The sequence below is a fragment of the Breznakia sp. PFB1-19 genome, from assembly GCF_029893935.1.
Lineage (GTDB): Bacteria > Bacillota_I > Bacilli_A > Erysipelotrichales > Erysipelotrichaceae > Breznakia > Breznakia blatticola.
The window spans coordinates 1-12,196 of sequence record NZ_JARXXJ010000015.1 but is presented as its reverse complement, the minus strand read 5'-3'; the positions used below and the strand labels follow the sequence as shown (position 1 = coordinate 12,196).

The following is a 12,196-nucleotide window of genomic DNA, read 5'->3' as shown; positions in this document are numbered from 1 at the left end:
GTTAAAAGACACAGAAATAACGTTGAGTAAAAACGAGAGAATCGATATAGTTATTCTATATGATTTTCGTTAATTAATTATGTTTAATAAACTTATTCGAGAATGAATAATGAAATGAAGGGAAAATAAATGAGCGAATTGAAAACAAAGAAAATGAAAAATACATCGACAAAGCACAAAGTGTTGACGATTGTAGGAATTATTATGAGTATCATCTTAATTCCGATATTGATTATCAATGTGACATTAATAGTTAAGAGTTATACAGAACCGGAAAAAGTACCAAGTATTGGTGGAATAGCACCAATGATTGTGTTAACGGATTCGATGTACCCTGAGATTCAATCAGGTGATTTAATTATCTGTAATGTGACAGATGCGAAGAAAGTTAAAGTAGGAGATATTATTACTTACTTTGATCCAAAAAGCGAAAAAAATGCAGTTGTAACTCACCGTGTAGTTGAAATACAAGATGTAGAAGGGAAATTGGCATTTATCACAAAAGGGGATGCCAATAATACAAATGATGCAGATCCAATACCAGAACAAAACTTAGTTGGAATTTATGATTTCCGTATTGGTGGTGCAGGGAACATTGCAATGTTTATGCAAACAACACAAGGTTTGATTGTCTGTGTTGTTGTTCCATTATTCTTACTTGTCGGATATGACATCTTTAGAAGAAAAGGTTTTGAAAAAGCAAGTGCTAATGAAACTGAAGCACTTTTAGCAGAACTAGAAAAGCTAAAAGCAGAACAATCTAAAGAAGATAAGTAATTAGTGTGGTTTCACCTGTTTTGCTCCACAACAAAACAGTGAAATATATAGTTTAAAGAGTAAAGGATGTATGTTTAATAGGAGGAAAAAAGATTAGATGAACAATTTGAAAACGAAAAAAGAATTAAAAAAGAATAAATCGATGCGTCTTGCATCAGGATTATTAGTTGTTACATTATTAACAACAGCGATTGTAAGTGGAACTTTCGCAAAATACACTACAACAGCAGTTGGTGAAAATACTGCACGTGTTGCTAAATGGGGTGTTGTGATGACCGCTGACAATAATATCTTTGGAACAGACTACAAAGATGCAGCGAATGGAAATACAATTACAACTGATGTAACTGATAACTCGATTAGTGTATCAGCATTAGCTAACTCTGATAAGACTAGAGATAATGTACTGGCACCAGGAACAAAAAATGATACGTTTAATTTGAATTTAACAGGAACACCAGAGGTTGATGGTGTTATTACTGGAGAATTGAAAACACAAAATTTCCGTATTCGAGGTGATAAGTATTTTCAAATGAAAAAAACAAGTATATCTACAGAAGCGGAGTATAAAGCGTATTCAGGCGAATATGATTTATATGTTCTTAGAGATAGCGATAGTTACTATGCGAAAACAAATGGATACACAAAAGATGGTGATGTTTTTTATGAAGCTGTAGAAATTGCAAACTTGGAAAAATCAGATGGAAACGCAGGTCCAGACTATTATCCGATTACATTTAAAATGACGAACCAAGATGGAACAGATTGGAATGGATTTACAAACCCTACAGGGGCGAGTGCATACCAACAAGATACGCTAGAACTGATTGCAAATAAGTTTAACGCTGTTTATAAGACTTCAGGTGTAAATTTTGAATCAGGTACTGACCTAAGCCAAGCTGCATTGCCTAAAATCACATGGGAGTGGGCATTTACACATGACGATTCAACTACAAACGGAAAATACGATAAAGTAGATACCATGATTGGAAATGTAATGGCAGCAAATAGAGGAGATACTGATTTTGATGTAAATTGCTTTGCTTCAACAGGATTTAATGGGATGCAAGGTGAGTTTATGAAAGAAAAAGGATTAGACGGTGCATATTTAGGGAAACCATTTGGTCCATCATCATTTAAAGTGATGTTTAATTTAAACCTTACTATAACTCAAAGAGACTAGTTTATAGTTTATGTTATATAGCCCTTGGTATGCGCTAAGGGCTATATTTAAAGAAATAGCAAACAATTGACAGATTGTTTGTTGCTTCTTTAAAAGGAGAACTATGCAAAATAGAAAAGGAAAGATTTGGCTATTGGTATGTGTGCTTTTCATCTGTGTTGCAATTACAGTAAGTGTGATAGGAAATCATCTTATTTACATATCACAGATTGAAAAAGAAGCAATTTCATTGTTTCCATCAGTTGCAGTGGAATCTGATGAAACAAACGATGAAGGCGGTAGTTCATCTATTGCAATTACAAACAATGCCAATGGGGTAGGAACACAACAAAATACAGAGGGGATTGAAACCTTTGATAATAAACAAACTTGGTCAACAGAAACAGATGTTGAAATTTTTAAGCTTACATATACAAATGATGATGGAAAAGTAAGCGTAGTAAGTTCAAATGGAGAAGAAGTAATCGCTCCAGGAACAGAAAATGAGTACACCTTTCATATCAAAAATAATGGATCAACTACTGTAAAATATCAAATGACCTGTGAAGTACTAACAAGTCCAAGTGATGTTGATTTCCCTGTAAACATTGCGATGAAAAGTTATACTGGTGACTATCTTTTAGGTAGTGATCAAGGAATGGAGCGTCTAGCAAAGGGCAGTTTTATTCGTGATGAAGCTAGTCTGTATGCTAAAAACTATGCGTATTACACATTGTTTTGGGAATGGCCATTTGAACAAGGTGATGATGACTTTGATACCTATTTAGGCAATCGTGCAGTCGATGAAGACTTAACTGTAACTGTCGTGATTCGTACCTATGCATGGAGTGATGAAAATTCACAAATTGCGGATGGTGGACTACGTAATCCAAACACCGGAGATACAACAAATGTAATGTATTATCTTATGTTAGGTGGAATTGCTGTTGTACTTGTAGCATGCATAATTTGGAAAAAGAAGAAAGATGGAGAACATGATGAAGAGTAGAAAATCACGCATTTTGCGTACACCAATTCTTATCATTGTTGGAATCTATATTGGATTTACTGTGTATTTATATAATGCACAGTCCATCGTAGGTAATGCACTACCAACTCCATTTGGTTATGGTGCATCCGTTGTGTTATCGGGAAGTATGCAACCTGCATTAGAAAAAGATGATCTTATTATCGTGAAAGATACAACAAATGTATCTATTGATGATATTGTGGTGTATCAAGATGGGTATGAACTTATCGTTCATCGTGTTGTAAGTATAGATGAAGATAATATTTACACCAAAGGTGATGCAAATGGAATGGTTGATGATCCAATCACAAAGGAAAACATCAAAGGGAAAGTCATTTGTAGTATTCCTTTTGTTGGAGCGATTATCAATGTGATGAAACATCCACTTGGAACCATAAGCGTATTGTTGTTAGCATTTCTATTATTAGAAATGTCATATGCAAAAGAAAAGCAAATCAAACAAGAGGATCTTGAAACGGTCCGTTTAGAAATAGAAAGATTAAAGCAAGCGAAAGCGGAAAGAGAGGTAAGCAGTGAATTGGATACATAAACATGCAAAAAAACTAGTGGCAATTATACTACTTGCCTCATTAATTGTATTACCCATAACAAGTGGGGTACTTGGTCGGTATGTGACACAAGAAGAAAATCAAAACTCTGCGCGTGTTGCATTATGGGGAACTGTAGCTACAGCTGAAGGTAAATTATTTACAACAAAAGACACGCTTGGTAGAAATATTGTCTTACCAGGAGAAAGTAATGATGATGGACTTCATATATCAATTGATGGAAAACCAGAAGTAGATGGTGAATTGACATATGAATTGAACCAACAAAATATATTCTTAGGAAATGGGTTTTGGGCAATGATGAAACCTGTAGATTTTATGCAATACACATATGTACCACAAACCTACTATGTTTGTGAAAACGATGCATGTACCTTAGATGAAGGTCCATATGATAGTGCAAAAACATACTATATGTTAGAAAATGCAGTACAAGTCACAGAGACTAATGGATATTGGCCAGTTATCTTTACTTTAAAAGGGGAAGGTATTCAAACATTTGACAGTGCACTAAGTACACAAAATTCATTAGGCACAATCAAAGAGCGTATGGATAAAGCACTTAGTGATACTACATTTACACCTGGTGAAGATTTAGGAAAACTATACGGACTTAAAAACCAAACGCTTACATGGAAGTGGGATAACTGTATAGATGGTACAAATTTAAATACAATTGATGTACAAGATGGAAGTGCTACGTTGTGTGATGCATGTAAGAAAGATCGAATCTTACAACAACTGATGCAAGAGTATGAGACAAATAATACGTCTGTCTATGTTATGCATGATGCAACAAAAGGGTTTGTAAAACCGAAGGCAGCTACACAAGATGGAAACTATGCAAATAATGATTATCACTTATTTGTGAATTTCGATTTTAAATTATCAATACAACAAGTAGACTAAAGAAACATGGGTAAAACTGTGTTTCTTTTCATGTAAGGAATTATGAAAGGTGAGTATTCCATACTCATTTGAAATATCTCCGTATTCATATATTGGAGAAAAATTGTTAAAAAGAAGGATTTGTTACGTTGTATTATAAGTATATAGATGAGGTGAAAAGATGATAAAACAATTGATTAATGAAATTCAGGATACAATAAAAAATGATGAAAAATTTAAAAGCGAAATAATAAAACTAGTATTTTTAATTATTCTAATGCTTGTGCTGAAGGGGTTAGAACAGATTTTTGCAAGTGTAAAGATATGCGAACATGTATTATTGATTATGGATCTTATAATCAAAATGCTTGTTTTAGTAATTTTTGTACTAGTTGTTTATATTGCTTTAAGATACATCGCTAAAATTACGAAGAGAGATATTTTGATTTCTACTACGTGTCTATTGATTTGGATTATTATAAATCTGTTGGATTTATTTGGGAGAAATGCGGAACTTTATTCTTTGATCTTTTTCACAATAATTGGGGGGTTATTTGGTAGATATAGAGACATTAATTTTCAAACTAAGAAAAATGATATAAGTAAAATACAAAAGTTGAAATTGTCCTCGGAAGAGGAGTATAAGGTATATTATGAAAAAGAAACGTTTGATTTGGTTGGATTGTATTATATCATTGTACTTTTTGTGTTTGTTGCCGAAAAACTAACATATGGTAAGAACTGTCCGCTAGATATAACCATCTACTCACAATTAGAATATTCATTATTGAATGAGCTATCATTTATAATGGATAAGTCCATAAATACGATGTTTTGGGGTATACTTGCTGCTTTCGTTGCGACATTGTTTTGGATTTTCTTGCTTAAGTGTTTCATTGAAAGGAAAAAAGTTATAAAGTAGTTAGTTGGTGTAGTTTTGATCAAGTAGAAAAATGAAAAATATGAATATTTCAATATAGCCTAGTCATAAGACTAGTGGTTTAGTTTTTCTATATTTCCCAGGAAATATAGGTTTGATAATAAGCTGTTGCATTGTACAATAAGGATACTGTGAGGATAAAGACATGAATTATAAAGTAGTAGATATGAATGTATATAAAAGAAAAGATCATTTTACATATTTCAAAAGTTTGGCAAATCCATATGTAGGATTGACTGTACAAGTAGATATTACAAAGTTTATACAGGTGGTAAAAGAAAAGAAGTTACCCTTCTTTTTAACGTTTAATTATTGTGTGGCTAGAGCTGCAAACAGTGTGCCTGAATTTCGTCAACGTATAATGAATGATGGAATTGCTGAATATGCGGATTGCAAAACATCGCATACAGTTGTATTAGAGGATGGAACGTATTGTTACTGCACATTATCAACAAATATGCCTTTTAAAAAGTATCTTCCTTATGCTATAAAGGCGCAAGAAGATGCTAGAGAAGCAAGAAGTACAAGTGATGATGAAGAAGATGCAAACGAATTACTGTTCATCTCAAGTCTTCATTGGCTTTCTTATATTGCATTAAGTAATCCAACGCCATCTCCTGCTGATAGCAATCCTCGGATTACATGGGGGAAATATACATCTCAAAATGGTAAAGTGGAAATACCAGTTACGGTACTATGTAATCATGCACTTGTTGATGGATTGCATATTGCTCAGTTTTATCAAGCATTGGATGAATATCTAGAAAATGTAATAAGTTAGTAACTTGTGAATTTTGATTTTGCTCTAGTATTTTATGTAGAAATTGATATACTAATAAAACGACTTTAGGAAACTTGGTTTTCTAAATTGAAGTAGTTGAAGTGGTGTTGTACAATAGATACATAACGGAGGGACGGATAAAGATGGCAAGTAAAGAACGCGCAATAATTACATCACGCTATACTGGGAAACCAGAAAAAGAAGAACTTGTATATGATCTAATTCGTTCCATTCGCTTAAAAGATGGACAAATTTCAGTGATTGTGCAAAGTGATTTGTCAGTGTCGATTGTGGCAAACAAGAACTTGAGCGTAGATGAAATCAATGAAATTGTATGTGTACAATATCGTGCCATTCAAGATGAAATTGCGCGGGTTCGAAGAAAGGGGTTAAAAGAAGAATGAAATTAATAGTTGGACTTGGAAACCCAGGAAAACAATATGAAAAAACAAGACACAATGCAGGGTTTATGGTAATAGATGAAATTGCTAGAAAACTCGGTGTTGAACTAAACCAAGAAAAGTTCAAAGGATTGTATACCCAAACCTTCGTAAAAGGGGAGAGGGTATGTTTACTTAAACCGATGACGTTTATGAATAACTCAGGAGAAAGTGTCATTGCAATTGCAGATTACTTTGATATTCCTGATGAAGATATATTATTGATCTATGATGATTTAGATATGCCAGTAGGAAAGTTACGATTACGAGAGAAAGGCAGTGCAGGAGGACAAAATGGTGTAAAAAGCATCATACGTCATTTAGGTACTGATGAACTTCGTCGAATTCGTGTAGGAATTGGACGAGACCCGCGTATTCCTACCGTAGACTATGTACTTGGTAAAGTAGCAAAGGAAGATCAAAATGACTTCCAACAAGCTGTATCAAATGCAGCAGATGCTGCAATTGAAGCCTGTAATAAAAGTTTCAATCAAGTCATGGAAACCTACAACAAGAAGTGAGGTGTGAATGAATAACTTACTAAAAGTTTTATCGCACAATGATGCCTTCAAAGCTTTTGCAGCCAAGAGTAATCAACTTGGAAATCTAAGCGAAGTTGAAGAGAGTTTAATGATTGCTGCAACCTACCAAAAGCAAAAAGAAAGCATGCTTATTGTGAAACATAATTTATATACAGCACAGAAACTTTACGAGCGGTTATCCCCCCTCTTAAAAGATAAAGTGCTGCTTTTTAGCGTAGAAGAAAGTATGCGAATTGAAGCCTTAAGTCAAAACAATGAGGTAGTAGCTAATAAAGTAGAAATCTTATATCGCTTATTACATGAAGATGACTTAGTAATCATTACACATGTAGGAGCTTATACTAAGTTTTTGCCAAATCCAAAGGTGTTTGCAGAGCATATTATCGAATTAAAAATTGATCAAGAAATTGGTTATGACAGTTTAAAACAAACCCTATTTGAAGCAGGTTATGAAAAGGTTGGTTATGTAGATCAACCACTAACATATGCAACCCGTGGGGGAATTATTGATGTATTCTCGATGAATTATGATTTACCTATACGAATTGAGTTCTTTGATAATGTCATTGATAGTATTCGCTTCTTTGATATATCCACAAAGAAAACAGTAAAACAGATTCAAGAAGCGACGATTATTTGTGCAAGCGACATACTATTCTCGCAAGCTGAAGAAACACGAATAATCAATCAACTATCTACAAAGTTTGCTGATGATGAATTGCTTGAAGACATTAAAGAACGAATTGGAAAGAAAGCATTTCAACCAGCAGATCGTGCATTATATTCACTGTTGGAAGAAAACTACAGTATCCAAGATTATGGAAACTTTGGATATCGTATCTTAAGTAGTTATGAGGACTGTGAAGAATATCATAAAAAGATATTTGGTGAAAATATCGGTTATATTCAAGAGATGAGTGAAATTGGTGAAATGTTGCCAATTTATACGATTGCTTATGAATTTTATACCTTCACAAAAAAAGATATGAAAATTCATCGCTTTGTCAGTGTAAAACAACCAATATTTTCTAATATTAGTGAACTACAAACATTAGACATTCCACTAGAAAGAAAAGTAGAAGAAATACGCACATATAGTCAAGACTATGAAGTGTATGTAAGTGTAAGTGAAATGGAAAAAGAACTTCTCTTACAAATTGACAAGTCATTAGAATCCTTATTTGCTTCACTTCCATTAACTAGTGGCTTTGTCGCAACAAATGAAAAGATTGCAGTTTATACATCACAAGAACTATTTGATACCGTACACTATAAAGCACGTTATCAAAATAAGTTTAAAGATGCTGAAGTCTTACAACATTACCAAGACTTACAACCTGGTGACTTTGTTGTGCATAAACTTTATGGAGTGGGACAATACTTAGGAATTGTCACAAAAGAAAAAGATGGCATTCATAAAGATTACTTAAAGGTTGTCTATAAAGGAAATGATATACTATTTGTTCCGCTGGAACAATTTCGTTTAGTTCGTAAATTTGTTTCTAAAGAAGGAGCAAGTCCAAAGCTCAACAAGCTAGGAACGAAAGACTGGGAAAAAACAAAAGAAAAAGTAAGTGCGAATGTAAAAGAACTTGCTGAACGTCTTGTTAAATTATATTCGTTGCGTGAAAAACATATCGGTCATGCCTATGCACCAGATAGTGAACTTCAAAAATCATTTGAAGATGATTTTGATTATCCACTAACTGTAGATCAAAAAACGGCTACAGAGGAAATCAAAAAAGATATGGAAAGTGAAGTGCCAATGGACCGCTTACTTTGTGGAGATGTTGGTTTTGGAAAAACCGAAGTTGCTTTACGAGCAGCTTTTAAAGCAATTACCGATAATAAGCAAGTTGCATTTCTATGTCCAACGACAATTCTTTCTTTGCAACATGTAAAAACAGCAGTTGCTAGAATGCGTAATTTTCCAGTTACAATCAAAGTCGTAAATCGCTTTGTTTCAACAAAGGAAATGACACAAATCAAAAAAGATTTAGCCGAAGGTAAAATTGATCTACTTATTGGAACTCACCGTTTATTATCCAAAGATATTAAATTTAAAGATCTAGGTCTATTAATTATCGATGAGGAACAACGCTTTGGGGTAGAACACAAAGAAAAGATTAAAGAGTTAAAAAATACGATTGATGTATTAAGTTTATCGGCAACACCAATTCCAAGAACGTTACAGATGTCACTTGTTGGAATTCGTTCCTTATCACAATTAAATACACCTCCAGTCAATCGCTTAAGTGTACAAACTTATGTAATCGAAAAAGATTATGGTTTGATTAAAGAAGTCATTGAACGTGAACTTTCACGAAATGGACAAGTATTCTATGTCTACAATAAAGTAAAAAATATTTACAGTGTAGCAAGTAAACTAGCAAAAGACATGAAAGGGGTTCGCTTTGGTGTTGCCCATGGGCAAATGTCAAAAGAAGACTTAGAAGATGTAATGCTTCAATTTACCAATAAGGAATACGATGTCCTAATTTGTACAACAATCATTGAAACGGGAATCGATATTCCAAATGCAAATACAATATTGGTTGAAAATGCTGATACCTTTGGTTTAAGTCAGTTGTATCAAATCAAAGGGAGAGTTGGACGTAGTAGTCGTTTAGCCTATGCGTACTTACTATATGCACCAAATAAACAACTTAGTGAAATTGCGACCAAACGTTTGCAATCAATGAAAGATTTCGCAAAGCTTGGTTCAGGTTATCAAATTGCATTACGTGATTTAACCATTCGTGGTGCAGGAGAAATGCTTGGTCCAAAACAAGCAGGATTTATTGATACAGTAGGTATCGATATGTATCTAGAAATGTTAAATGATGCCATCAAGGAAAGTAAAGGAATCAAAATCGAACCAGAAAAGGAAATCATTCGTACCAATGTAAAAGTGGATGCCTATATTCCTGAAAAGTTCGAAGAGGAAGATTATGAAAAACTATCCCTTTACCAACAAATCGATGGAGTGCCAACATTAAGCAAACTAAATCGATTATATAAAGATACAGCAGACTTATATGGAAAATTACCAAAACAAGTCGGTATGTTATTTGAGAAAAAACGTTTGGATTTATTAGTGAATGAGAAACACGTAGAAAGTTTTAGAGAAAAAGATCGCGATGTCGAAGTCAATTTCACTGAAAAATGGAGTAGTAGTGTAGATGGAGTTAAACTTTTCCAACTAGCGACAACCATTTCCAAAGAAATACGCATTGCATATGTAAATAAAAAGATTGTAGCAAAACTACCAAAAGTCAAAAACTATTTAGAGTTGATCATTGAATTTATTGCCCAATGTGGCAAATTATAGGAGAACTATGCGATTAGATAAATATTTGAAAGTAGCAAGAATCTTAAAACGTAGAAGTGTAAGCAAAGAACTTGCAGATAAAGAAAGAGTTATGGTCAATGGCAGAAGAGCAAAACCAGCGACCAATGTAGAAATTGGTGATACGATTACCATCCAATTTGGAAATCGTGAACTTACAGTAAAAGTACTCGATACACCGAAACAAGTATCAAAAAATGATGCGACCTTAATGTTTGAAGTAATCGAGGAAAAACGAATTGATCCAAGAAAGGAAGAAGAAAATGGAAACTGAAGGAATGAACATAGAATACTTGATTGATGAAATACTCTCAATTCCGATGTGTGCTAAGTCAAAAGAAGAACTTGAAACGATGTCATATATTGAATTATTGGATTTACGTGATCGACTATATGGCGTAAATGTTGAATTCTTCTAATAAAACAAGTAAACTATAACTACATAAAAAGGAGGTATACATGGCTCAAGCAAAGAAAAAAAGAAAACCATCACATTATGTTATTCTTGCATTGTTGATGATTGCATCGATATACTGCATTGCCCAAGTTGTAAAAGAAGTGCAATTAACACTTACTTTGCGTGAAAATATCTCCGGTTATGAAGAAGAATTAAAAGCTTTGCGACAAGAAAAAGCAAAGTTTGAAGATGAAAAAAGCAAATTGAATAACGAAGAATACGTTGTCAATTATGCAAGAGGTAAGTATAACTTGACCAAGGGTGATGGTGAGCAAGTATTTAAATTACCAGAAGATTAACTAGAGGAGGAGAATATGTTTAATCGTCAATTAGCGAAGGTGAGAGCAAAAAATATTTTGCACCGTAATATACTGTTTTTAGGTGCATTAGCAGCCATTCCTATTATTTTTAACTTTGTAGCAAATTTTTTTACACCAACATTTTCGATGGGAGCTAGTGCAACGTATGAATCGTTGACACAATCACAAGCGAACTTGGTTGTAAAAGCATACTTTAATTCATTGCTTGTTACAATACCGGTATCGTTTTTAATTTCAACGGTTGTAGCTTTCTTTAATTATTTTTTAATGTTATCTGCAGGATATCTTTCAAAACATACAGCAAGCGATGCAGTACCGTTTTCAAGTTTGGCATCATTTGGAGGATTTATTAACTTTGTATTAAAGGTGTTTGTTAAAAATGTTATAATAGCACTTGGATATATATTATTAGTTGTTCCTGGAATTTACTTAACTTTCCGTTTCTATTTGGTTGAACAAATCGCCGTAGATCAACCAGAACTTGGAATTGGTGAAACATTAACGGAATCAGGTATTTTAAGTAAAGGAAGTAAGTTGAATTTCTTTGTATTAGATTTATCATTTATTTTATGGGAAATGTTGGCTCTTGTTTCTTATGGTATTTCAAACCTGTATGTATTACCATATAAAACACTTACACAATTTGATGTGTACGAACAATTAAAATCAAAACTTTATCCAGATCAAGACTATTCACAAAATGCAAATGACAATCAACAAGATGATTTCGTGAATACAGTAGAATTTTAATAGAACGGCACACCAAAATAACTTGGGGTGAGTCAGAAATTTGATTTAAAATAACATGGGGTGCTAGGCACCCCAAAGTTCTTTAAAGACCACATTGCTGTGGTCTTTTATAGTTTTGTAGCGAAGATCCGATATGTAGCGTCATCGTTTAGGACATACAATGCTCTTGTTCTGAACCGCTCCCAGTTATG

14 protein-coding genes are annotated in these 12,196 nt (G+C 33.5%); all 14 read left to right on the top strand.

Annotated features, from left to right (window positions below):
* Nucleotides 1–129 precede the first annotated feature (129 nt).
* On the top strand, nucleotides 130–777 hold the full coding sequence (locus M2098_RS07960) for a signal peptidase I (protein WP_134169316.1): 648 nt from the start codon (nucleotides 130–132) through the stop codon (nucleotides 775–777).
* 97 nt (nucleotides 778–874) lie between these two features.
* Entirely contained in the window at nucleotides 875–1,960 is a 1,086-nt protein-coding gene (locus M2098_RS07955; protein WP_134169314.1) for a hypothetical protein, read from the top strand.
* A 103-nt stretch (nucleotides 1,961–2,063) separates the two neighbouring features.
* On the top strand, nucleotides 2,064–2,948 hold the full coding sequence (locus M2098_RS07950; protein ID WP_134169312.1) for an LPXTG cell wall anchor domain-containing protein: 885 nt from the start codon (nucleotides 2,064–2,066) through the stop codon (nucleotides 2,946–2,948).
* Nucleotides 2,938–3,519, top strand: a complete 582-nt coding sequence (locus M2098_RS07945) for a signal peptidase I (RefSeq protein WP_166667555.1) — start codon at nucleotides 2,938–2,940, stop codon at nucleotides 3,517–3,519. Before M2098_RS07950 ends, M2098_RS07945 begins: the two co-directional genes overlap by 11 nt.
* Nucleotides 3,503–4,447 carry a hypothetical protein gene (locus tag M2098_RS07940; protein ID WP_280683434.1) on the top strand — a complete coding sequence of 315 codons (945 nt, stop codon included), beginning with the start codon at nucleotides 3,503–3,505 and terminating at the stop codon, nucleotides 4,445–4,447. Before M2098_RS07945 ends, M2098_RS07940 begins: the two co-directional genes overlap by 17 nt.
* Nucleotides 4,448–4,607: 160 nt before the next feature.
* Entirely contained in the window at nucleotides 4,608–5,348 is a 741-nt protein-coding gene (locus M2098_RS07935; protein ID WP_280683436.1) for a hypothetical protein, read from the top strand.
* A 163-nt stretch (nucleotides 5,349–5,511) separates the two neighbouring features.
* Nucleotides 5,512–6,147: a CatA-like O-acetyltransferase gene (locus M2098_RS07930; RefSeq protein WP_280683438.1), complete on the top strand. Its 636-nt coding sequence runs from the start codon at nucleotides 5,512–5,514 to the stop codon at nucleotides 6,145–6,147.
* A 143-nt stretch (nucleotides 6,148–6,290) separates the two neighbouring features.
* Nucleotides 6,291–6,551 carry a hypothetical protein gene (locus tag M2098_RS07925; RefSeq protein WP_134169304.1) on the top strand — a complete coding sequence of 87 codons (261 nt, stop codon included), beginning with the start codon at nucleotides 6,291–6,293 and terminating at the stop codon, nucleotides 6,549–6,551.
* A complete protein-coding gene (gene pth, locus M2098_RS07920) occupies nucleotides 6,548–7,108 on the top strand; it encodes an aminoacyl-tRNA hydrolase (protein WP_280683440.1) in 561 nt (186 codons plus the stop codon). Before M2098_RS07925 ends, pth begins: the two co-directional genes overlap by 4 nt.
* Nucleotides 7,109–7,115: 7 nt before the next feature.
* Nucleotides 7,116–10,460 (top strand): transcription-repair coupling factor, encoded by a 3,345-nt coding sequence (mfd, locus tag M2098_RS07915; RefSeq protein ID WP_280683442.1) that lies wholly within the window; start codon nucleotides 7,116–7,118, stop codon nucleotides 10,458–10,460.
* A gap of 7 nt (nucleotides 10,461–10,467) precedes the next feature.
* Nucleotides 10,468–10,752, top strand: coding sequence for an RNA-binding S4 domain-containing protein (locus M2098_RS07910; protein ID WP_280683444.1), 285 nt, complete (start codon nucleotides 10,468–10,470; stop codon nucleotides 10,750–10,752).
* Complete coding sequence (locus tag M2098_RS07905) at nucleotides 10,742–10,897, top strand: hypothetical protein (RefSeq protein WP_280683446.1); 156 nt, start codon at nucleotides 10,742–10,744, stop codon at nucleotides 10,895–10,897. Before M2098_RS07910 ends, M2098_RS07905 begins: the two co-directional genes overlap by 11 nt.
* Nucleotides 10,898–10,937: 40 nt before the next feature.
* Nucleotides 10,938–11,234: a septum formation initiator family protein gene (locus M2098_RS07900; RefSeq protein ID WP_280683448.1), complete on the top strand. Its 297-nt coding sequence runs from the start codon at nucleotides 10,938–10,940 to the stop codon at nucleotides 11,232–11,234.
* 15 nt (nucleotides 11,235–11,249) lie between these two features.
* On the top strand, nucleotides 11,250–12,005 hold the full coding sequence (locus M2098_RS07895; protein ID WP_134169294.1) for a DUF975 family protein: 756 nt from the start codon (nucleotides 11,250–11,252) through the stop codon (nucleotides 12,003–12,005).
* The last annotated feature ends 191 nt before the right edge of the window (nucleotides 12,006–12,196 follow it).

What these genes read in the sequence shown, in the direction of transcription:
- M2098_RS07945 (WP_166667555.1), top strand. Translation starts at nt 2,938, where the DNA reads ATGAAGAGTAGAAAATCACGCATTTTGCGTACACCAATTCTTATCATT.
- M2098_RS07910 (WP_280683444.1), top strand. Translation starts at nt 10,468, where the DNA reads ATGCGATTAGATAAATATTTGAAAGTAGCAAGAATCTTAAAACGTAGA.
- M2098_RS07905 (WP_280683446.1), top strand. Translation starts at nt 10,742, where the DNA reads ATGGAAACTGAAGGAATGAACATAGAATACTTGATTGATGAAATACTC.
- pth (WP_280683440.1), top strand. Translation starts at nt 6,548, where the DNA reads ATGAAATTAATAGTTGGACTTGGAAACCCAGGAAAACAATATGAAAAA.
- M2098_RS07950 (WP_134169312.1), top strand. Translation starts at nt 2,064, where the DNA reads ATGCAAAATAGAAAAGGAAAGATTTGGCTATTGGTATGTGTGCTTTTC.
- mfd (WP_280683442.1), top strand. Translation starts at nt 7,116, where the DNA reads ATGAATAACTTACTAAAAGTTTTATCGCACAATGATGCCTTCAAAGCT.
- M2098_RS07925 (WP_134169304.1), top strand. Translation starts at nt 6,291, where the DNA reads ATGGCAAGTAAAGAACGCGCAATAATTACATCACGCTATACTGGGAAA.
- M2098_RS07960 (WP_134169316.1), top strand. Translation starts at nt 130, where the DNA reads ATGAGCGAATTGAAAACAAAGAAAATGAAAAATACATCGACAAAGCAC.
- M2098_RS07955 (WP_134169314.1), top strand. Translation starts at nt 875, where the DNA reads ATGAACAATTTGAAAACGAAAAAAGAATTAAAAAAGAATAAATCGATG.
- M2098_RS07935 (WP_280683436.1), top strand. Translation starts at nt 4,608, where the DNA reads ATGATAAAACAATTGATTAATGAAATTCAGGATACAATAAAAAATGAT.
- M2098_RS07930 (WP_280683438.1), top strand. Translation starts at nt 5,512, where the DNA reads ATGAATTATAAAGTAGTAGATATGAATGTATATAAAAGAAAAGATCAT.
- M2098_RS07900 (WP_280683448.1), top strand. Translation starts at nt 10,938, where the DNA reads ATGGCTCAAGCAAAGAAAAAAAGAAAACCATCACATTATGTTATTCTT.
- M2098_RS07895 (WP_134169294.1), top strand. Translation starts at nt 11,250, where the DNA reads ATGTTTAATCGTCAATTAGCGAAGGTGAGAGCAAAAAATATTTTGCAC.